At 38.4% G+C, this 19,334-nt stretch carries 25 protein-coding genes; 14 read left to right on the top strand and 11 right to left on the bottom strand.

The annotated features are described in order from the left end of the window. The first annotated feature begins 94 nt into the window (after positions 1-94). Positions 95-1,297 (top strand): WYL domain-containing protein, encoded by a 1,203-nt coding sequence (locus J9537_RS20160; protein ID WP_218257532.1) that lies wholly within the window; start codon positions 95-97, stop codon positions 1,295-1,297. Position 1,298: 1 nt separating this feature from the next. Continuing rightward, positions 1,299-2,252 (top strand): WYL domain-containing protein, encoded by a 954-nt coding sequence (locus J9537_RS20155; RefSeq protein ID WP_218257531.1) that lies wholly within the window; start codon positions 1,299-1,301, stop codon positions 2,250-2,252. A 35-nt stretch (positions 2,253-2,287) separates the two neighbouring features. Here J9537_RS20155 and J9537_RS20150 read toward each other — a convergent pair whose 3' ends face one another. Both J9537_RS20150 and J9537_RS20145 read right to left on the bottom strand, forming a co-directional pair. After that, positions 2,288-3,232 carry a permease prefix domain 1-containing protein gene (locus tag J9537_RS20150; RefSeq protein ID WP_218257530.1) on the bottom strand — a complete coding sequence of 315 codons (945 nt, stop codon included), beginning with the start codon at positions 3,230-3,232 and terminating at the stop codon, positions 2,288-2,290. Positions 3,233-3,235: 3 nt separating this feature from the next. Further along, the gene (locus tag J9537_RS20145; RefSeq protein ID WP_218257529.1) at positions 3,236-3,562 is read right to left on the bottom strand and encodes a PadR family transcriptional regulator; all 327 of its coding nucleotides are present in this window, start codon (positions 3,560-3,562) and stop codon (positions 3,236-3,238) included. Positions 3,563-3,758: 196 nt separating this feature from the next. Here J9537_RS20145 and J9537_RS20140 point away from each other — a divergent pair, with 196 nt between their 5' ends. Continuing rightward, entirely contained in the window at positions 3,759-4,868 is a 1,110-nt protein-coding gene (locus tag J9537_RS20140; RefSeq protein WP_218257528.1) for an NAD(P)/FAD-dependent oxidoreductase, read from the top strand. A 15-nt stretch (positions 4,869-4,883) separates the two neighbouring features. On the opposite strand, the gene J9537_RS20135 is transcribed toward J9537_RS20140, so the two are convergent. The 3 genes from J9537_RS20135 to J9537_RS20125 all read right to left on the bottom strand — a co-directional run bounded on the left by J9537_RS20135 (position 4,884) and on the right by J9537_RS20125 (position 7,201). After that, entirely contained in the window at positions 4,884-5,447 is a 564-nt protein-coding gene (locus tag J9537_RS20135) for a YdeI/OmpD-associated family protein (protein ID WP_218257527.1), read from the bottom strand. Between the two features lies 1 nt (position 5,448). Continuing rightward, on the bottom strand, positions 5,449-6,150 hold the full coding sequence (gene deoC, locus J9537_RS20130; RefSeq protein WP_218257526.1) for a deoxyribose-phosphate aldolase: 702 nt from the start codon (positions 6,148-6,150) through the stop codon (positions 5,449-5,451). Between the two features lie 145 nt (positions 6,151-6,295). After that, entirely contained in the window at positions 6,296-7,201 is a 906-nt protein-coding gene (locus J9537_RS20125) for an AraC family transcriptional regulator (protein ID WP_218257525.1), read from the bottom strand. A gap of 305 nt (positions 7,202-7,506) precedes the next feature. Here J9537_RS20125 and J9537_RS20120 point away from each other — a divergent pair, with 305 nt between their 5' ends. The 11 genes from J9537_RS20120 to rarD all read left to right on the top strand — a co-directional run bounded on the left by J9537_RS20120 (position 7,507) and on the right by rarD (position 14,106). Then, positions 7,507-8,538: a galactose-1-epimerase gene (locus J9537_RS20120; protein ID WP_218257524.1), complete on the top strand. Its 1,032-nt coding sequence runs from the start codon at positions 7,507-7,509 to the stop codon at positions 8,536-8,538. A gap of 1 nt (position 8,539) precedes the next feature. Beyond that, positions 8,540-9,709 carry a galactokinase gene (locus tag J9537_RS20115; protein WP_218257523.1) on the top strand — a complete coding sequence of 390 codons (1,170 nt, stop codon included), beginning with the start codon at positions 8,540-8,542 and terminating at the stop codon, positions 9,707-9,709. A 128-nt stretch (positions 9,710-9,837) separates the two neighbouring features. After that, positions 9,838-10,050, top strand: a complete 213-nt coding sequence (locus J9537_RS20110; RefSeq protein ID WP_245001340.1) for a DUF3955 domain-containing protein — start codon at positions 9,838-9,840, stop codon at positions 10,048-10,050. A 139-nt stretch (positions 10,051-10,189) separates the two neighbouring features. Beyond that, positions 10,190-10,660, top strand: a complete 471-nt coding sequence (locus J9537_RS20105) for a hypothetical protein (RefSeq protein ID WP_218257521.1) — start codon at positions 10,190-10,192, stop codon at positions 10,658-10,660. 133 nt (positions 10,661-10,793) lie between these two features. Beyond that, positions 10,794-10,943: a hypothetical protein gene (locus J9537_RS20100; protein WP_010743699.1), complete on the top strand. Its 150-nt coding sequence runs from the start codon at positions 10,794-10,796 to the stop codon at positions 10,941-10,943. Between the two features lie 155 nt (positions 10,944-11,098). After that, positions 11,099-11,356, top strand: a complete 258-nt coding sequence (locus J9537_RS20095; RefSeq protein ID WP_218257520.1) for a hypothetical protein — start codon at positions 11,099-11,101, stop codon at positions 11,354-11,356. Between the two features lie 157 nt (positions 11,357-11,513). Further along, positions 11,514-11,693: a hypothetical protein gene (locus J9537_RS20090; protein ID WP_218257519.1), complete on the top strand. Its 180-nt coding sequence runs from the start codon at positions 11,514-11,516 to the stop codon at positions 11,691-11,693. 49 nt (positions 11,694-11,742) lie between these two features. Beyond that, the gene (locus J9537_RS20085) at positions 11,743-12,174 is read left to right on the top strand and encodes a GNAT family N-acetyltransferase (protein ID WP_218257518.1); all 432 of its coding nucleotides are present in this window, start codon (positions 11,743-11,745) and stop codon (positions 12,172-12,174) included. Between the two features lie 121 nt (positions 12,175-12,295). Continuing rightward, positions 12,296-12,472, top strand: a complete 177-nt coding sequence (locus tag J9537_RS20080; protein ID WP_218257517.1) for a hypothetical protein — start codon at positions 12,296-12,298, stop codon at positions 12,470-12,472. A gap of 94 nt (positions 12,473-12,566) precedes the next feature. Next, on the top strand, positions 12,567-13,085 hold the full coding sequence (locus J9537_RS20075; RefSeq protein ID WP_218257516.1) for an HdeD family acid-resistance protein: 519 nt from the start codon (positions 12,567-12,569) through the stop codon (positions 13,083-13,085). Between the two features lie 130 nt (positions 13,086-13,215). After that, entirely contained in the window at positions 13,216-14,106 is an 891-nt protein-coding gene (gene rarD, locus J9537_RS20070) for an EamA family transporter RarD (protein WP_218257515.1), read from the top strand. Positions 14,107-14,148: 42 nt separating this feature from the next. Here the strand turns inward: rarD and J9537_RS20065 are convergent, their stop codons facing one another. From J9537_RS20065 to hxlB, 6 genes are all read right to left on the bottom strand, one after another. After that, positions 14,149-14,313, bottom strand: a complete 165-nt coding sequence (locus tag J9537_RS20065; protein ID WP_218257514.1) for a hypothetical protein — start codon at positions 14,311-14,313, stop codon at positions 14,149-14,151. A gap of 316 nt (positions 14,314-14,629) precedes the next feature. Next, positions 14,630-15,529, bottom strand: coding sequence for an NAD(P)-dependent oxidoreductase (locus tag J9537_RS20060; protein WP_218257513.1), 900 nt, complete (start codon positions 15,527-15,529; stop codon positions 14,630-14,632). Positions 15,530-15,712: 183 nt separating this feature from the next. Continuing rightward, positions 15,713-17,158 carry a PTS mannitol transporter subunit IIBC gene (locus tag J9537_RS20055; RefSeq protein ID WP_218257512.1) on the bottom strand — a complete coding sequence of 482 codons (1,446 nt, stop codon included), beginning with the start codon at positions 17,156-17,158 and terminating at the stop codon, positions 15,713-15,715. A gap of 13 nt (positions 17,159-17,171) precedes the next feature. Then, entirely contained in the window at positions 17,172-17,603 is a 432-nt protein-coding gene (locus J9537_RS20050) for a PTS sugar transporter subunit IIA (RefSeq protein ID WP_218257511.1), read from the bottom strand. Between the two features lie 9 nt (positions 17,604-17,612). After that, positions 17,613-18,758, bottom strand: coding sequence for a mannitol-1-phosphate 5-dehydrogenase (locus J9537_RS20045; protein WP_218257510.1), 1,146 nt, complete (start codon positions 18,756-18,758; stop codon positions 17,613-17,615). A 9-nt stretch (positions 18,759-18,767) separates the two neighbouring features. After that, entirely contained in the window at positions 18,768-19,325 is a 558-nt protein-coding gene (gene hxlB / locus J9537_RS20040) for a 6-phospho-3-hexuloisomerase (RefSeq protein WP_218257509.1), read from the bottom strand. Positions 19,326-19,334 lie beyond the last annotated feature (9 nt).

Below are 19,334 nucleotides of genomic sequence, written 5' to 3'. Positions count from 1 at the left end.
ATGTTTTCTTGTTTTTATCTTAACGAACTATTAAAAATAGTTCTTTTAAAAAAGGGTGCGAGCTTGATACAATAAGAGAAATAAGGAGAAAAAAATGGCAAAAAAATTTCAAGAATTGGTGAAGAATTTCACTACATTAAGAAACTACACTCGTGAATTCCTGATTTATGGCTTTAAAAGTCGTGAAGAAATCACACTCTCCAGTCCTCGTACCTATGACAATGAGCGACGCCGGTTAGAGAGCCTGCTTCATAACTATATCGAATCGGAAACCCTCAACAATAAAAAAATCTACCGCTTAGTATTGCCGGCAAACCAGGCTGATAATCCGCTGCATATTTTATGGCAAACAAAATCGTTTACCCGAAATGATATTTTTCTGCACTTTGTCATTTTGGATATTTTAACTCAAGAATCTGCCTTGACTGTCAATGAAATCGTTCAAGCGATTGATGACTATCTGTCTCTTTTTGATGACGACTACCTGATTGATAGCTTAACCATTCGTAACAAGCTGAATGAATATGCGGATTTAGAAATTTTACGGAGGCAAAAACAAGGAAAACAGTGGCTATATATAATAAATAAGAAGACTGAGCTTACGACTAAACAAATCCGAGCAATACAATTCTATAAAGAAATCGCTCCAGCTGGTGTGATTGGTGAGCTTCTACTGCAACGATATGATACTCCTCCTTCACCTTTTTGTTTTAAACATAAATATGATAGCCAAACATTGGATAGTGAGATTTTATTATTTCTTTTGCAAGCAATTAAACAAAGAAAAAGAGTGAAATTAATTAAGACTAATGGTGTGGAAATCAATTTGACACCCTTAAAAATCTATTCTAGCAGTGAGAGTGGTCGTCAATATTTAGCAGGAAGACACTCTGGAAGACTATACTCTCTGCGATTGGACTATTTGGAAAGTGGAAAATTATTAGGACCTGCTGAAAATTATTCCCAAGGGTTGGCAAAGTTGAACGAAGCCGAAGCAACTACTTGGAACTGCTCTTTTGCCTCTCGCAAACCTGTCACCTATAATATTTTGTTTCATTTACCAGAACACTATTTATACAAACGGTTGCTTCGAGAAAAAAGGCAAGGCATCGTGGAACAGGTTGGAGAAAATCTTTATCAGTTTTCAATTGATTTAGTAGATCCGAAAGGTATAGAGCCTTGGCTAAGAACTTGGATTGGTCGGATCGTACAAATTAATTCAACGAATCGTACTTGGGAAAATCAATTTTGGACAGATATTGAAAGTCTGAATAAGTTATACGGACTGGAGGAATAGAATGGAACTTTTTTCGGAAATAAATAGTTTATATTATCAGCTGATGACTAAAATCTTGCAGACCGTAAGTCTTGAACAACAACAACAATTACTGGAGCAAAATGGCTTTAAAGAAACACCATTTGAGATGGTTAACTATTTAAAAGATAGCGAGGAAGGCTGGCACTTACTAAAAGGGCATCAATCCATTCTAAAAAAGCGTCCTCAACCGTTCCCGTTGACAAAATTGGAAAAAGCTTGGTTAGCCGCAATCCAACAAGATCCGAAGTTTAATTGTTTAGGAGAGGCTTTTGATTTAGAAACAATTGAACCTCTTTTTGATTGGCAGGATTATCATTATTTTGATCAGTTTGTCAGTGAGGATCGATTTGAGAAAAACTATATAAAAATTATCCAGCAATTGTTAGAAAGCATTCAAGAAAAAAAGGTGGTGTCCTTAACCTACCAATCAGCAAAAAAAAGAACCACTACAGAACATCTATTTTTACCTCTAAAGCTTGAATATTCTACAAAAAACAATAAATTTCGGGTTTTAGGCAGGCGAAAATCAAATAGTAGCTGGAAGGAAGTTGTTTTTAATTGCTCGAATATCCAACACGTCAGTCCAACAAAAGAATCTTTTCCTAATGATATTGTTCAAATGAACACAGAACTTTGCTGCATCGTTTGCGAATTGAAGGATGAACGCAGTGCTCTTGAACGCGCAACCTTTCATTTTTCGAATTATCGAAAAATATTAGAACGTTTAGACAAATCGCTTTATCGTATGACTATTTTCTATGAAAAAAAAGATGAAACAGAGCTGTTGATCAACGTGTTATCCTTTGGCGCTCGTGTAAAGGTAATCAAACCGGATCAATTTGTGGATTTGATAAAACATAGACTACTTTTACAGCAGCAGCTTATCCAAAAGAAATCCCTTATAAACAAAAAAAACGTTCCAAACATTGAATAAATGCTTGGAACGTTTTTTTGTTATGAAAGCCTACGCTACTTTTTTACAAAGATAGCCTCCAATACACTGTAAAAAATTCCTGCCATCACAAAAATCATCCAGCTGAATCCCCATGAATGTGTCAAGAAAGACCACCCAAAATAGATCATTGCTACCAGCGGCCAATAGACTCTTGCCAACAAATGTTTAGTACGAGCAGATTCACCATATTTTTCATGCATCGCATTAGGACCCATTTCATCCTCATCTGCAATAAAATATTTTTCCTTGATAAATTTATCAAAGCTACTGTAGTTAATACTTCCGTAAATGATCAAAAATACTCCTATCGCTAAAAAGAAAAACATTACCGGGATACCATATTCTGCATATGTAAACATCTGAAAGAAGAAAATTGGAGAGACGCTTAGTACACATAAACAAATTCCGAAAACTAAACTAACTTGAAAGCTTTTTTGGTACCCTTGTTTTAATTTTTGTGCCTCTTTATTCAATTCAACCGGAATATAACGATCATTCAATACCACACTATTCTTTGAAAATTGCATGCCATTATAAATAATCACCCCAACACTAATGGCAATAAGAATGAAGAATAGTAAGAAGCCCATCATTTCCGCACCGCTGATACTTAACCCAATCAGTGTTCCGACAGCTAGCAAACACCCGCTGATCCCTAAACTCAGGCCTTTTGCGTCTTTTTTTCGTTCGGTTAAATAATGATACATTTCTTCTTCCTCAATGCCATTTTCAGGCTCTCGTTCACGCGTTGAAAATTCCAGTTCCTCACGTAGCTCATCCACCGAGCCAAACTCACTAATCACCTGACCGATGGCTTCGTGCTCACTTTTTCCTTCATCCAGTAAAGCTAAATAGTGATCTTCCATAATTGTTAAAATTTCTTGTTTTGCTCGCTGGACTTCCTTCGTATTTGGAAATTCGAGAAACAATGTCTCTACATAATTTTTGATCGTATCCATTTTTTACCCTTCTTTCATAAATCGGTTCACAACTTTTTTAGTCTGCTTCCATTCATCCCGCTTCTCTTCTAAAAAAGTCAAGCCTTTGTCTGTTATTTGGTAGTACGTTCGTTTCTTCCCATGAGTAATCTCTCCTGGGTAAGAAAGGATGTAGCCATTTTTCTCTAAACGGTTGAAGGCGGAATAAAGTGTCGTTTCTTTAATGACATATATTTCTTCACTTACTTCCCGAATCTTTTGAGAAACAGCGTAACCATAGGAATCGCCATCTTTTAGTACGGACAAAATGATGACATCATTGTACCCGCGAATTCCATCGCTCGAAATCATTTTGCCACCTCCTAAAATTACTTCATCTGTCGTTGTAATCATTGTACGACAATTACTACGACAGGTAAAGTAAAAATTTCCAGATCTGTTGAAAAATAATTTTCGTTATGGCAAAATCATCAGCAGAAGCTTCCAGTTTACTTAACTTATGGAATAGTATTTCGCAATTATCTAAAAAAAGAAAGAAGTCACATATATGCAGAAACTCGCTATTATTGGCGGCGGCATCATAGGTATGACGTTGGCAAATTATTTAGATCAAACAAAATATCAAGTCACTTTATTTGATGATCCTACAGGTCAAGCAACAAAGGCCAGTGCAGGGATTATCTCCCCTTGGTTATCAAAACGGCGAAACAAGCAATGGTACAATCTAGCAAGAGATGGCGCCGCCTTTTTTCCAAAGCTGATTCAGGATTTCCAATTGGATCAGAACATCTATCAACAATCTGGCACCTTGCTTCTGCGACCCGAAAAACAGCTTGCGGAGCTTTTGAAGTTGGCAGAAGGGCGAAAAAAAGAGGCGCCTGAAATTGGTACGATTAAATTGCTTACGGGGGTACAAACGCAAAAAGAATTACCGTTATTAGAACCTTTACCCTCAATCAAAATCAGCGGTGGCGGCCGATTAGATGGAAAGGCCTATTTGACTCATTTGCAAAAAAGAGCAGAAGAAAAAGGAGTTACTATTATTCAAGAGCATGTTCAGCTGACAGATGATCAGACCATTAGCTATGGCGAAAACAAAGATGTCTTTGACCAAATCGCCTTAACTGCCGGCCCGCATTTGAAAGAGCTGCTCGCTCCCTTAGACTATCGGGTAGATTTACGTCCACAAAAGGGGCAACTTTTGGTCTTCCAAACTGCACTCAAAAAAAGCGGAGATTTCCCAGTTGCCATGCTAGATGGTGAAGCGGATTTGATTCCCTTCTTAAACGGCAAAATTCTATTAGGCGCGACGCATGAAAATGAATCCGGCTGGAACTTAGATGAAACCACCACTGCTTTTGAACAGCTGACTGCTGGTGCTCGTAATTTTTTAGCTGAACCCGAAAAATTACTTGGCACACCGTTTCATTATCGCGTTGGTACACGTGCGTATACTTCTGATTTTGCGCCATTTTTTGGGCCGTTAAATGACCGGTTGATTGTTGCTAGCGGTTTGGGTTCCTCTGGTTTAACGACCGGTCCCTATATCGGCTATCTAATGGCTGACTATTTAAATACTGGAATTGCAAAGTGGCAGGAGTACCAAAAAGAGCTAACAACTTATATTCAACAAGAAGAAACGCTGAAACCTTATTAGGATTCCAGCGTTTTTTTACATCGGCTTTAAGTTTTTTTCTAGACGTTCCATCATCCAAGCCAAGCGGCTAGCTCTTCCAGCCTCTGTTTTCGCATCAAAGTAAGCACGCGTGTAGGTTTTTCTAACAGATGGAGACATGTTGGCAAAATTCTTTGCGGCTTCGGCATTTTCTGTTAGTAGTGCGGCGACTTCCGCAATCTGTTCATCCGTGACCGCTGAAGGACGTGTGGCGTTTTCCCACTGTCCATTTTCCTTCGCTTCCGCTATCTTTTCACGTCCCAAGTCAGTCATCCGTCCTTGTTCTTCCAGCTTTGCCACAATTTTTTTGTTTTTTTCTGACCACTTGCTGTTTTTGCGCCGTCTAGCAAAATATTTCAAGTAGGAATGCTCATCCACTTTTTTCATAACACCATCAATCCAGCCAAAACACAAAGCTTCCTCCAGCGCTTCCCCTGCCTTCAGAGTTTTTACTTGTTTCGTTTTTCCGAATATTAGCCAAACACCCTCGCTAGTCGTCGCATTTTCTGTTAGCCAGACACGAAATTCCTGACGTGTTTCAAATTGTAAGCAATTATCCATACTATTCCTCTATTCCCAAAACAACGGGCGTAGATTTAAAGCCGATTCCCATGCGATCAATCCCCATATCGATTAATTCTAAGAAATGTTCACGTGTTCGAATTCCCCCGCTGCCTTTGATTTTAATGCGGCCTTTGCATTGATCCATCATAATTTGAATCACTTCATTTGTCGCACCTTTGCTTTCATAACCGGTAATAAACCCCGTACTTGTCTTAACAAAGTCCGCATTTGCAGCAATCGCACATTCGCAGGCTTGACGGATTTGCTCTTCATTTAATGTGTCCGTTTCAAAAATTACTTTAACCGCTGTTCCATGAGCATGACAGGCTTCAACAATCACCAGAAGTTCTTTCGTCACCTCTTCATATTTTCCGCTGCGGATCCACCCAAAATTTGCAACGATATCGAGTTCATAAATATCCTCTCGTTGACAATACGTTTCTGCCTGAAGAACTTTGGAGGCCGTCGTACTAGTTCCAAATGGAAAATCACACACCACACAAATTTTTGTGTTTGTTCCCTTTGTCATCTCCGCCGCAATATCCAAAGAAGATGGATTGACACAAACAGTGGCACAATGATAATCGATCCCTTCTTGAATATACTTGCGAATCTCTGCTTCGGTAAAATCTGGCTTCAGTACAGATTGATCAATGTAGGCACCTAGTTCTTCCACTGTCATCTCGCTTGCTTTTTTCATGGTGAATCCCTCCTGCTTTTTTATTTGATTGCTTTCTCTGCACTTATCAATTTTATGCAAGAAAAATAACCATATATCTTATATTTTAAGTATAGAATATCCGCTATTCATTGTAAACGCTCACTTTGCTAAGTTTTTCACTTTATTAGGTAGCACGATTCACTACTGTTTGCTTTTCTAATTGGCTCTTTAATTCATTTAACGAAATATTTTTAAAATCCCCATTCTTCATTCGTTTTCGATAAGCCGAGGCTGTCTCCCCAGTTAATTTTTTAAACATTCGACTAAAAACAACCAGACTATTAAACCCAACTTGTTCTGCAATTGATTCGACAGATTCGTCAGTCATAGACAATAGAAATGCCCCGTGATTAATCCGTACTCCTAAAATATATTCTTTCATGCTAATAGCCATATGCGTGCGAAAGACTCGAGATAAATGGCTGCGATTCACCGATAAATGCTGCGCAATCTCTTCCACGGTCAATTGCTCTGCGTAATGTGCTTCAATATATTCCACGGCAGCTACAGCTAACGGTGAATAATTTTTTTCATCGCCTAAATGAATTTTTCCTCCATCAGATAATAGGTCCGCTAAAAAATGATATGTTAATCCATTCAACTGCAGCTCATTTTCTAGTGTTTCATCCGCATAAGACAAGCAGTCTAAGATTGTCTCACTATATTTTTGAATATCTGAAGAGATCATCGTATACTGGGCTTCTTTAAAATGAGATTGACGGATGATTTCATTTGCTGCAGAACCACCGAAAGAAAGCCAGCAATACATCCACGGCTCCTCTCCATCTGCTAAATAGAAAGTTGAATCCCCCGGACGAATTAAGAACAGATCTCCTTTTTTTAGATGATAATGATGATTTTTCACATGATAAGTTCCCTTGCCCTCCATCACGACATGCAAAATATAATTCTGCCGAACTGCTGGACCAAAAGAATGAAAAGGAAGTGTTTTAGAAATACCGCAAAAATCAAAATGCAAATCTGTTTGTATATAGTGCTGCTTCTTTTTCAAAAAAATCGTTTGTTCCATTGCCTGTTCCTCCATTTCAGCTTCCCCTTAAATTATACATGAAAAAGTTAAATCCATTCAAAATATTCTCTAAAATTGCTTTGATGGACCACTACTATCAACCTTCTATCTTTTTATTTCTTAAAAATATATGCAACAAAAAGTTAAATAGTCGTCACAGAAATACGTAACACAGAAAACGATTACTTGTTAAGATAGCTTTAGACTTAATAATAAAACTTCTAGTCCTTGTCACTTTCTCCATATATCGGTAAAATTACAAAGACACGTGAAATTGAATAATTCTTATGAAGAGAGGTTTTTTAATGCACATTACAGAAAAAGATTTTGGACAAGATTATCATTTGATTACCCTTAGAAATGAAGACGGTTTCCAAATGGCTGTGACTGATCTAGGAGCTCGAATTGTCAGTCTTGGCAAGGATAAGGAACTGATTTTAGGTTTTGACTCTGCTCAAGAATATTTAGAAAAGGATCCTTTTATTGGCGCAACAATCGGTCGAACAGCCGGACGAATCGAGAAAGGTCAATTTTCACTTGATGGAAAAGACTACCAAGTGTCCACAGACCCAGCAACTGGACATTCTCTTCATGGTGGAAAGCCGGGATTTGAGGAAAAAAAATGGGCCTATACGATCGAGAAGGACGAAAGTGAAGCCTCGGTTATTTTTACCATGCTCAGCCCTGATGGTGAACATGGGTTTCCAGGAAACTTAGAGGTTGAGGTACGCCATACGTTGACAAATGATAACATTTGGCGCGTAACAACTGCTGGAATTAGTGACCAGACAACACTGTTTAATCCAACCAACCATGTGTACTTTAATTTGACTGGCGACGTGACTCAAGCAATTGATGAACATAAGCTTTGGCTAAATAGCGACTCCTTTGCTTACCTTCGTCCAGATACCATTCCAACTGGTGAAAAAATGGATACAAAGGACACAGCCTTTGATTTTCAAACCGAAAAAGCATTGGCAGAGGTATTTGCCAGTGACTTTGAACAAAAGAATTTGTGTAACGGACTCGATCATCCTTTCTTCTTAAATGAAAGCAATTTGGATATCCCAGCAGCAAAATTAACGAGTCCCGATGGGAAGATCGAATTATCAGTGTCCACTGACTCATCCAGTGTTGTGATTTTCACCGCAAACTTTGGTGATGAAGGCCCAGAGATTCGTGGGAAGAAATTAGCAAATCATGGGGGAATTACGTTTGAGACACAAATCGCCCCTGGTGCGGAACAATATGCTGCCTTTGGTTCAATCGTCTTACCTGCCAATGAACCCTTTAAAACAATTACTGAATACAAAATAATTTTGAAAGAAGCGGATTGAAATGGAAATTAAACGCGAATTAAATATGAAATTTGCTGAAGTATTTGGTCCAAGAGAGACGACCCAATATTTTTCTCCTGGTCGAATCAATTTGATCGGTGAGCATACGGATTACAATGGCGGGCACGTCTTCCCCGCTTCAATCACTTATGGAACCTATGGCGTCGCAGCACCTCGTGAAGATAAAAAGGTGTTGGTTTATTCGACAAATTTTGATGATATCGGTGTGATTTCCTTCGATATTGACCATTTAGAGTACGATAAAAAAGACAATTGGGCGAATTATGTAAAAGGCATGGTCTTAAAACTAAAAGAAGCCGGACATACGATTGATCATGGCTTTGAACTGTTAGTCGAAGGAACGATTCCAAATGGTGCCGGCCTTTCTAGCAGTGCCTCACTAGAATTATTGGTTGGCGTGATGCTGGAGGACTTATTTAATTTGAAAACGGATCGACTTGAGTTGGTTCAAACAGGAAAAAAAGTCGAAAATGAATTTATTGGTGTAAACTCTGGCATCATGGATCAATTTGCCATTGGATTTGGTGACGTGGATCAGGCTATTTTATTAGATACCAACACATTGAAATATGAAATGGTCCCAGTAAAACTCGATGGGTACGCCGTTGTCATCATGAACACCAACAAACGCCGTGAACTTGCGGACTCTAAATACAATGAGCGCCGTAGCGAATGTGAGGAAGCTCTTGCTCGTCTACAAAGAAAATTAGACATCCAGTCTTTAGGTGAACTAGATGTGGCAACTTTTGAAGCGAATAGCTCTTTAATTGCCGACGATACTTTAACTCGCCGAGCACGTCACGCAGTAACTGAAAATCAACGAACCTTAGAAGCCAAGGCTGAATTGGAAAAAGGAAATCTAGCAGCTTTCGGAAAACTGCTCAATGACTCTCACCATTCTCTGCGTTATGACTACGAAGTTACTGGAATCGAACTGGATACACTCGTTGATGCCGCACAGGCACAAGAAGGTGTAATTGGTGCTCGCATGACTGGTGCAGGATTTGGAGGATGTGCAATCGCCTTAGTCAAAGAAAAAAATATTGCCACCTTCAAAAATAATGTCTATGACGCGTATCTAAAAATTGTCGGCTATGCCCCAGATTTTTATGTCGCCCATATTGGCAGCGGAACAACAAAAATTGGATAATTACTCCCCACAAAGAAACTCCCCCATCTATTTTAGGTAGGGGAGTTTCACCGTTTTTGAGGATATCACTTACATTTTTGTCATGCTTACCTTTTCTTAATTATTTTTTTATATGATATTAAAAAATTATGGAGGTATTTTTAGTGAAGAAGTATGGATTATCCTTCTTATTTCTTTTTTTAAGCATTTTATTATTTTCACTTTCTACCCTTATTGGTTCTTATATTGATTCCAATGGTATGCTGATTGAGCCCGCATTCTTTTGCATCCCTTTTGGTTTTTTCTTGCTTATACTATCTATTTTTACCGCGATTTACGCATTCACTAAGCAAAAATTTTAAAACGACGCTCTCACAAGACTGCAGTTTTGTAAGAGCGTCATTTTTTATCAGCGAAGCAGTTTCACTTGATTGCCTTTGAATGTGTGTCGCTGGATTTTCTTTTTTACTTAAGCTATCATTTCTTTAAAAAGGTGATATTATGGATTTTTTTATTGATTTATGCGGTCTTCTAGGTGTATGGCTTTTGTTTACGTTTCCTCTTTATCAAGCCTGTCTGGAGTTATCTGCTCAAGCTATTGCCTTTAAAAAGCAAGTAACTTCAAAAATAGCAAGTAAAAAAATCTCTCCCTTATACTGGATTTTCCCGCCTCTCAAAATCCACAAAGAGAAAAATAGAGCTGTGTGTATTTTTAAAAGCTTGCATCTAAGTGATGACACATTACGTCAAATGCTGCTTTATTTTGACAAAGCGACTGCTTGGTTTTATGTTTCTCTTGCAGGATTACTCAATAGTATTTATTTTTCCTATGACTTATTTGAAAAGTATCATCCAATGCATCCGAGTTTCTTCTTTCTATTTCTATTTTGCATGATAGTTTTTTGTATTTTGAACGTTATCTATCGAATGGATCAAAAACGGATTCAGAAAAAAATAGATGCTTTAAAATAAAAAAATTTTTCAATCTAACTTTATGAGCTTGCTTATTAGGGAAAATTTCTGATTTGTGGTATACTAAGTTTTGGAATTTCGTTATGAACGTTTTAGTTGCCTTTCGTCACTAAATGAGAAAGGAGAATGCTCTATGACATTCACTAACAACAAATTGGAATACCGCGTAACTTTAGATACTAACTTAAATCTATTTATCGTTTTCGACAAACAAGACGAAAACAAATTTGCGACAGGTACGACAATTGAAAATGCAGTACAAGAATTAGCAAAAATCGCATAAGGAGTGTAATTCTCTAATGGACAATTACTGTTCGTACTGAAAGCATCTACTGTAAACAACGGTAGGTGCTTATTTTTTGTTGTTTCTATCTTTCCTACTGATTTTGCTGAAATTATAAAGTGAGATAATGTATAATAAAATCGGAGGTGCTTATTATGTTAACGAAAGATATTGTTGCTTTTGCCCTTTGTGCACTAGGTGCTATTTTAGGCGCCTATACAATTGCTTTGTCGGAAAAAAGACCCTCTTTGTTTCAAATGCTCGCTGCGTGCTTCTTCTCTGGCGGATCATTGGTGTTTTATTACTATTACTTCGAAAGCTTCCAGTCGCCTTTCCTACCTGTTTTGTATTACACAATTGTAATTGGTTCTGCTATTTTATTTTCACGATTCAAAGACAAATCAAAATCGTAGTCATTCAAAAAACTGGATGGCTTCTTTACAACCTTTCTCGAATTTCATTCTAAAGTCCTATTTCTACCAATATTTTCAATATGTATACTTATATTAAGGAAAGTTGCTGAAACCACCAGCATCTTATCCTAACTATTTTAGTACAGGGGACGATTACATGAAATGTATGAACCAAGTAAAACCTAATGGCTTTTTTTACATCGGCATCATCATTATGATATTTACTGCCGTTTTTTGGGATTGCAACATTTTGCTGACGATGATTGGCTCTGCACTTGTCTTCTTTTCTGATACGATTACAAATTCAATGAATAGCTGCTTAAAAGCCAATGATTAATGATTGGCTTTTTTTGTTGTGCTATACTTGTTAAAAAACGGAGTTCTTTATGATTAAGAAATTTGAAAAATTACCTGCGGATGACCTTGATAAAATTGCTGACATTTGGCTGAAGAGTAATTTGTCCGCCCATCATTTTATTGATACAAGCTATTGGCTAGACAATTACGCCTATGTTAAGGAAGCCTTCCTAACTGCAGATATTTATTTGTATTATTACGAGAATGAAATTGTTGGATTTCTTGGAATCGTCGATCATTACATTGCAGGTATATTTCTGCTGGAAGAATTCCAGTCGCTTGGAATTGGGACGCAATTACTTAAAAAAGTACAGTCTGAATACACAAAACTTGGCTTACATGTCTACGAAAAAAATAGTCATGCGGTTCAATTTTATCTGAAAAATGGGTTTATCATTCAAAAAAAAGCGTTGGATACAAATACAAACGAGATTGAATTATTTATGGAATGGACGGCCTAATCTTGGATTAGCTGTCCATTTTTTCATTTTGCAATCTTCCCACAGATATAGTCAGTATTTGGAGCCTCTATTTTGACCTCAGGGAAATCTAGGAATATACTCCCAGAAAGAGGTGTTCACAATGAATTTGAGAGATTTCAACAATATGTACACTTATTTGGCGATTTCCTATTTTTTTGTCTCACTTTTTTTCGCCGTTCAAGATGGAAAAATACTTAAATTAGCAAGCTTCTTTTTTCTTATTTCTTTCGGTATCAATGCCTTTAAAGCAATAAAGGAAGCACAAAATCGACAATAATTTGAGGACTCTCCTTGAAATAGACTTTTATCTGATCATTTTCTTTTCATATTTTTTCAGAAAGTGATAAGATTTTCTCAAGGAGGTGAAGGAAATGGAAAGAAAATCTAGCTTTAGCTGGCCTTATTTTCTAATGGGCATCCTTTTTATTCTCGTTGCTTTAATCTCATTTAGAGATCCCCAAAGTAGCTTACTTGCAATCGTTTATATTTTTGCGGTTTCCGCAATTTTAAAAGGTGTCTTCGAATTATTCTTTAGACGGAAAATCCATGAATTTACAAATCAAAAATCAACACTTTTAATCGTTCTTGGTATCTTTGATTTATTGGTTGGTATTTTCTTCTTATTCAATATCTCTGCCGGATTAATCGCTTTGCCTTTTGTCTTTGCGATTTGGTTCTTAGTTGACTCTATCGTGGCTCTATTGACCGCAGGAATTTATAGGCTTGAGAGTACGGGTTATTACTGGTTCCACATCATTCTTAATGTCATCGGAGTTATTCTAGGTTTCATGCTTTTATTTAACCCAGTAACTTCAGCATTAACACTCGCTTTCTTAGTCGGCTTCTACTTTATGATGGCCGGGATATCACTGATCGCCTACGCATTTTAAGAACTTCAACTAGAGACGATATCGTCTCTAGTTTTTTATTGTTTTGAAGCGGCATAAATTCTTTATTTCTGAAAATTTCCTTAATGATTTGTGCTAAAATGATAAGACATTATTTATTTAGGAGGTTCCAATGAAAAAAGAATCTGGATTGACTTATGGGTTTGGCGCGTATATTATTTGGGGCATCCTGCCGCTTTATTGGAAATTATTAGGAAATGTCGGTGCTGTCGATATTTTATTTTACCGAATTATTTGGTCGTTGATTTTTATGACTCTCTACTTAGTCATATTACGAAAAATCCCCTTGTTTATCAAAGAGGTCACAGAGCTTCTGAAGAGCCGACGCAATACGTTAGCGATCATAATCGCCGCTATCTTTATTTCATTAAACTGGGGAATCTATATCTATACCGTGTCGATCGGCCAAGTGCAGCAGGCTAGTCTCGGGTACTATATTAATCCATTGATGAATGTACTGGCTGGTGCACTCTATCTAAAAGAACCACTATCTAAACAGGCAAAGCTTGCTAGTCTTTCCGCATTAACAGGGGTAGTGCTGCTGACGATTCAAACAGGTGTTTTTCCTTTCAACTCGATCTTCTTGGCCGCTAGCTTCTGCCTATATGGCCTAACAAAAAAACAACTGAAGTTAAGTGCAGCTACTAGTATTACTTTGGAAACCTTGATCATCGCGCCTTTTGGATTAATTTATTTATTCTTTCTTTCACCAACGGGCTTTATGAACTACTCGTTAAACACAAATTTATTATTGGTAGGTGCCGGCATCGTCACGGCGATTCCTTTACTGCTTTTTGCAACGGCCGTAAAAAAATTATCTTACATCACTCTTGGCTTCCTACAATATGTTAATCCTACCATTATGCTAGCAATGGCCATCTTTTTATTTCATGAACCGTATGCCTTACCCCAATTCATCGCTTTTGCCTTTATCTGGTTAGGTATTCTTATTTTTGTATTGGGCAATCTTATTGACTCACGAAAGAAAGGGATCCGCTTATAATAGGCGATCCCTTTCTTTTTACTCTGTTTTCAAGCAGATGTTTTAATAATTAAACTCATGCACGACTTCTCCTGATTTAAATACTTTGCTTGCTTTGACTATTCCATAATTCGTTGCATAACAGAGCGCTTCCCGATGTGTCTCAAACGTTTCCTCGATCATTTCCCCTACGATCGTTTTCACCTGAACTACATATTGATCCTCCATATTTCGTCCCCATTTCTTTTCAACCATCATCTACTTAAAACGTCAACTAGTTTATATTTTTATCATACCTAGCTTTTCTTAGAGATTCAATAACCTATGTTATATTTTATGACATAATAGTAAGGTTTTTTCAAAAAGAAGACAATAAACGTCACATTTAGTTACATGGTTATGACTTGTACTCAAAAAGGAGCTTGTGAGAGAAGTGGCCAGTTTCAAGAAATTTCGGCTTATTTCCGAAGAATTGGCTTATGGAACACCGTTTATTCAAAAAAAAGGTGTGACAGGTCTTTTGTCACACCTCCTCACAGAAGATTTAGTTATTCTTTTGAAATTCTTCGATATTTTGGATTACTTTTTGCGCTAAACGTACTTTTGCCATCGAGGTTAGACCTGCATTTGTTTTACCTGCAAAAACATTCGGCAACCCAATCACTTCCTCACCCAAACCAGCTTCAGTATCACTGAAAGCATAGTTTCCTGGCTGGTCTAACAATTTTCTTAGTGCAGATACCTCATGTGAGGGAGCAATCGAAACATTCATCAAAATTTTCCCATTGCCAAATTTTTGAAATGCTGCTTCATCTAATAACACGACATTTTTATTCAAACATGTAATTAAAATATCTACTTCGTCTAACAGCTGATCCAAAGGTAAGTACGCCATTCCGACTTCCTCTTCCATTTCAGGTTTACGCGTTCGACTATAGTAATTGACATCCATCCCAAAGAAATTCATTGTTCGCGCTAGTAAACTGCCGACGGTGCCCATTCCAACAATCCCGACTTTCACATCTGTCAGTTCCATAGGTTCATCTTTCCACATCGCTGATCCACGTCCTTGTAATAAACGAACCAATTCGCTGATCGCGTATTCTTTTACGCCTTCATCCCCGTAATCCCGTACACCTGTTACAACGATTCCTTTCTTCTCCGCATGACGAATATCAACATTTGCATTTTCTGGTGCATACAAACTTGCGCAAATACCGATATAGCGAATGTTGGGACAAGCATCCAAAACTTCCTTATCAATAAAACTTGTAAAGCTTAACATTACACAATCTGCATCACCGATACGGTCAATGATGACTGCGGACTCAGTTGGAATATCTTCATAAAAAATCGCTTCTTCCGCCAATTCCTTTAACTTTTCATCCCATTCCGGTAATAACTTGGTTGGCTCGATTGCCACCATCTTCTTAAATTTTATCATGTCAGCCTCCTAGATAATCGTATTCACTTCATGATACGACCTGTGAATTTTCACGTCAACGAAAATTAATTATCGAAAGGAATAGCGGCTTATTTGAGAACCTTTCTTGGTATTCTGCTTCGTTTAATAATGATTTTCTTCCTATAATAAAAACACCGATAAAATTTTACCGGTGTCATGCTTTTATTCTTTCGCTTTAGCTGCAACGATTTCATCGACTAATTGATCGATTGCTGGATCCTGCAAATAATTCTTCAACGTAACAATCATCATTTGTGGATGTGCCTTACGGGTCCGTTCTTCTAAGTCTCGATGAACGACCACCATGTCACTATCTTTCGGTACGTCTTCGATTCGATAATTTTTGACTTCGATATCGGTGATGCCCGCTTTTTGCAATTTTTTCTTGAAAGTTGTAGCCCCCATCGCACTGCTGCCCATTCCCGCATCACAAGCAAAGGAAACCTTTCTCAAGTTTGCGATTATACTGTTCGCAGACTTGCTGCTCTCACTATTTAGTAACTCTTTTCCTTCTGATTTCATTGCTTTTGATTTTTGAACAGATTCTTCAAAACTTTCATCCTCGTCAGAAGTCTTATCTGCCTTCAGAATCACCGAAGTGACTAAGAACGAAACAACTGTTGCGATAGCTACTCCTGCAATCACTCCAAAGAAATTGCCGCGAGGCGTCAAAGCGAGATAAGAAAAAATGGAGCCGGGACTTGGTCCAGCAACTAATCCCACATTCAACAATTGGAAAGTCAGCGTCCCAGCCATTCCCCCTGCAATCATTGCCAAAATAGTAATCGGTTTCATCAGTACGTACGGGAAATACATTTCGTGAATCCCACCGAAGAAATGGATGATGATCGCACCAGGAGCTGTTCGTTTCGCCACTTTCTTTCCGAAGAAAGAATAGGCTAAAAGTAAGCCCAAACCAGGCCCAGGGTTGGATGCCACCATAAAGTAAATGGACTTTCCAGCTTCTAAAGTCTGCTGCATTCCTAGTGGATAATAGACTCCTTGGTCGATTACATTGTTCAAAAACAACACTTTTGCCGGTTCATTGATCAACGAAAGCAACGGGAGGAACCCCGTCGAAACTAACGCTTCAATCGCGCTCGTTACAAATTGATTCGCCGATTGGATCGTTGGACCGATCACCAAATAAGACAAACACATCAAAATAAAACCAATAATACCAATCGAAAAATTGTTCACGACCATTTCAAAGCCTGCAGGAATTTTTCCCTCAAGAAAATCATCCGTTTTCTTCATAATCCAGCCACCTAAAGGGCCGATCACCATGGCTCCCATAAACATTGGAATATCTGACCCAATAATCAAGCCGATCGTTCCAATAGAACCCAATACTGCACCACGATGACCTCCGATCATCCGGCCGCCAGTATATGCTAGTAGTAATGGCAATAAGTAACTAACCGTCGGACTAACCAATTCATTCAACGATTCATTTGGAAACCAACCTGTTGGAATGAACAACGCGGTCGCGATCCCCCATGCAATAAATGCGCCGATGTTTGGTAACACCATATTCGTTAAAAATCCGCCAAATGCCTGGACTCTCGCCCGCATTGATACTTGTTTCCCTTCATTCGTTACATCCATTTCCTTCTCTCCTTTATTCCTTAACCAAATCCAACAACGCTTCTTCTGTCTCTACCTCAAATAATTTCTGATATAATTTCTCATCACTTAATAACTCGCCTAAGTTTGCGATTAACTCTAAATGTCCGTCCGGTGAATCTGACGAAAGGGTAAATAAAACTTTTACAGGTTCGTCTCCAGGAAATAGTACTGGCTGATCCAAATGTAAAAACGTCATTCCAATACCATTGCTGCCGGCTTCTGGTCGTGCATGCGGCATCGCCACTTGAGGTAATAGAATAATATAGTTGCCGTTGTCCAATACATTTTGGATCATCGCGTCTACATAGGCTTCTTCGATAATTTCTTGCGTTAAAAGCGGCTTAGCTCCTAATCGAATGGCTTCTTGCCAAGACCCAACCGTTTCAACAAATTTTGTATTCCCTGTTAATTGCTCTTTTAACATTTGTTCCTCCTATACCAGTGTTGCCGTCTCATAAGCGGCAATCACTTCATCAAGCAACGCTCCATCTAGTTTAGAAATCGTCTTGATCGTGGCTGCTAATCCCTCTTCTTCAATCATCTCAGCCAGCTTGTCAGCCTCTGGATCAGCAGCGTTTCGATAATGGTAACCTGCTGCGATTACTTTGACACCTGCTTCATGAGCGAGTTTCAAGTCTGCTAGCTTTGCCGTTGGAGCAACCAAACGATCAGTTGGACCCAATTTTCTGATGGGTGAACCGCCAACACGGGAAATCTCATCTGAAAGCTTCTGATTGCTCTGTCGCTTCAGTGTTTTTTCAATAAAACCTGTCAGCTCCTCCCGATCAAACGAATATTTCTGTACAAAATATTCCAGGTTCTCAGCTAGAAACTGATTGACCACCTGTAGAATAGCTTGATCTTGAATGGCTGTTTGAATCGTTTGATACTTTTTCAACGCTCCCAGATAGGCAATTGCGGCATGGGCGGCGTTGACAATATACAGTTTTCGTTCGATATACGGCTGCATCTCATCGACTAAAACCACTTTTTTAAGTTTATAGGAGGTTGCTGGATCAAGCTGTTGCCGATTGATTACCCATTCAAAGTACGGCTCTACAACAGCAATTGATTTTCCATCAACCGTTTTTCCAAGGGATTGCCGATCAATGGCCGTATTCACAAAATAAGCAAACTGGTTAAAGCTTATTTTTTCTTCTTCTGACAGCAACTCATAGACTTTATTTTTCAAGCTATCACTGGCATTGATGACATTTTCATTAGCCAAAATATTGATGCTGCGCCTCTGTTCAAAACGTTTCCTTAGCCCCTTTGTGATCAACGGTGCGATCTTTGCCAGATTATTCGCACCCACGGAAGTAGTTAAAATATCTGCTTCTTCAATCGCTGAAACCACTTTTTCTGTCTCAGTCAAACTATTCAACGCCGTCACCTGATCCACAAAATCCCTTGACGCCTTTTCATCAATGATCTCAACCAAATATCCATCGTCTTGATTCAATTGTTGAATCAGTTCTTCATTTGTATCAACGAAACAAACCTCAAAATCATTTTGATGTAAGAGCTGACCGATAAATCCCCGACCGATATTCCCTGCGCCAAAATGTACTGCTTTCATCCTCATCACCTACTCTAAATTGGCATGATACTGCCATAAACTATGCATATCAATCGCTTTTTCCTCCACCATCATCAAAGCGATACTATCCCCTAGTAAAAGAAGGCATTGTTCAAATAGACTCGTCATTGGTTGAACGGAAGGTATCTCACCTGGCAAAGCCAATTTTGTTTGAACCGGTATTCTTATAAACAAATCCGTGTACTCTTTCATTGAGCTATTTCCGTTCGATCCAATATGTGCCACCGCTGCCTTAAAGCTTTTCGCTTTTTTGGCAATCGCTAACGGAAATGAGCTCTCGCCACTGCCAGATCCAACAATTAATAGATCCTTTTCGGTGATTGCCGGCTCAGTAATTTGTCCTACCACCACCGTTTTGATACCTAGATGCGCCAAACGCTTCGCAATGCCTTCTAACGATAGCAATACACGACCGACACCAACGAAAAATACCCGATCGGCCTTTTCAATCTCCGCTACAAGTTCTTCAACCTCTTCTACGGCAATATTATCTAATGTCGCTGCAATCTCATCGACGATTTTCTGTTCCACACTTTTAAACCCCAACGTCGTTTC

Source organism: Enterococcus raffinosus (assembly GCF_019175485.1).
Lineage (GTDB): Bacteria > Bacillota > Bacilli > Lactobacillales > Enterococcaceae > Enterococcus_A > Enterococcus_A raffinosus.
Note: the sequence above shows the minus strand (reverse complement) of the source record. Positions and strands in the feature narration are given on the sequence as shown.

Excerpts from the sequence above, each read along its gene's own strand:
- rarD (WP_218257515.1), top strand. The coding sequence starts at position 13,216 with ATGAAAAAAGAATCTGGATTGACTTATGGGTTTGGCGCGTATATTATT.
- J9537_RS20085 (WP_218257518.1), top strand. The coding sequence starts at position 11,743 with ATGATTAAGAAATTTGAAAAATTACCTGCGGATGACCTTGATAAAATT.
- deoC (WP_218257526.1), bottom strand. The coding sequence starts at position 6,150 with ATGAAAAAAGCAAGCGAGATGACAGTGGAAGAACTAGGTGCCTACATT.
- J9537_RS20155 (WP_218257531.1), top strand. The coding sequence starts at position 1,299 with ATGGAACTTTTTTCGGAAATAAATAGTTTATATTATCAGCTGATGACT.
- J9537_RS20120 (WP_218257524.1), top strand. The coding sequence starts at position 7,507 with ATGCACATTACAGAAAAAGATTTTGGACAAGATTATCATTTGATTACC.
- J9537_RS20095 (WP_218257520.1), top strand. The coding sequence starts at position 11,099 with ATGTTAACGAAAGATATTGTTGCTTTTGCCCTTTGTGCACTAGGTGCT.
- J9537_RS20075 (WP_218257516.1), top strand. The coding sequence starts at position 12,567 with ATGGAAAGAAAATCTAGCTTTAGCTGGCCTTATTTTCTAATGGGCATC.
- J9537_RS20065 (WP_218257514.1), bottom strand. The coding sequence starts at position 14,313 with ATGGAGGATCAATATGTAGTTCAGGTGAAAACGATCGTAGGGGAAATG.
- J9537_RS20160 (WP_218257532.1), top strand. The coding sequence starts at position 95 with ATGGCAAAAAAATTTCAAGAATTGGTGAAGAATTTCACTACATTAAGA.
- J9537_RS20150 (WP_218257530.1), bottom strand. The coding sequence starts at position 3,232 with ATGGATACGATCAAAAATTATGTAGAGACATTGTTTCTCGAATTTCCA.
- J9537_RS20140 (WP_218257528.1), top strand. The coding sequence starts at position 3,759 with ATGCAGAAACTCGCTATTATTGGCGGCGGCATCATAGGTATGACGTTG.
- J9537_RS20060 (WP_218257513.1), bottom strand. The coding sequence starts at position 15,529 with ATGATAAAATTTAAGAAGATGGTGGCAATCGAGCCAACCAAGTTATTA.
- J9537_RS20135 (WP_218257527.1), bottom strand. The coding sequence starts at position 5,447 with ATGGATAATTGCTTACAATTTGAAACACGTCAGGAATTTCGTGTCTGG.
- J9537_RS20050 (WP_218257511.1), bottom strand. The coding sequence starts at position 17,603 with ATGTTAAAAGAGCAATTAACAGGGAATACAAAATTTGTTGAAACGGTT.
- J9537_RS20125 (WP_218257525.1), bottom strand. The coding sequence starts at position 7,201 with ATGGAACAAACGATTTTTTTGAAAAAGAAGCAGCACTATATACAAACA.
- J9537_RS20145 (WP_218257529.1), bottom strand. The coding sequence starts at position 3,562 with ATGATTTCGAGCGATGGAATTCGCGGGTACAATGATGTCATCATTTTG.
- J9537_RS20115 (WP_218257523.1), top strand. The coding sequence starts at position 8,540 with ATGGAAATTAAACGCGAATTAAATATGAAATTTGCTGAAGTATTTGGT.
- J9537_RS20045 (WP_218257510.1), bottom strand. The coding sequence starts at position 18,758 with ATGAAAGCAGTACATTTTGGCGCAGGGAATATCGGTCGGGGATTTATC.
- J9537_RS20055 (WP_218257512.1), bottom strand. The coding sequence starts at position 17,158 with ATGGATGTAACGAATGAAGGGAAACAAGTATCAATGCGGGCGAGAGTC.
- J9537_RS20110 (WP_245001340.1), top strand. The coding sequence starts at position 9,838 with ATGGAGGTATTTTTAGTGAAGAAGTATGGATTATCCTTCTTATTTCTT.
- J9537_RS20080 (WP_218257517.1), top strand. The coding sequence starts at position 12,296 with ATGAATTTGAGAGATTTCAACAATATGTACACTTATTTGGCGATTTCC.
- J9537_RS20090 (WP_218257519.1), top strand. The coding sequence starts at position 11,514 with ATGAAATGTATGAACCAAGTAAAACCTAATGGCTTTTTTTACATCGGC.
- J9537_RS20100 (WP_010743699.1), top strand. The coding sequence starts at position 10,794 with ATGACATTCACTAACAACAAATTGGAATACCGCGTAACTTTAGATACT.
- J9537_RS20105 (WP_218257521.1), top strand. The coding sequence starts at position 10,190 with ATGGATTTTTTTATTGATTTATGCGGTCTTCTAGGTGTATGGCTTTTG.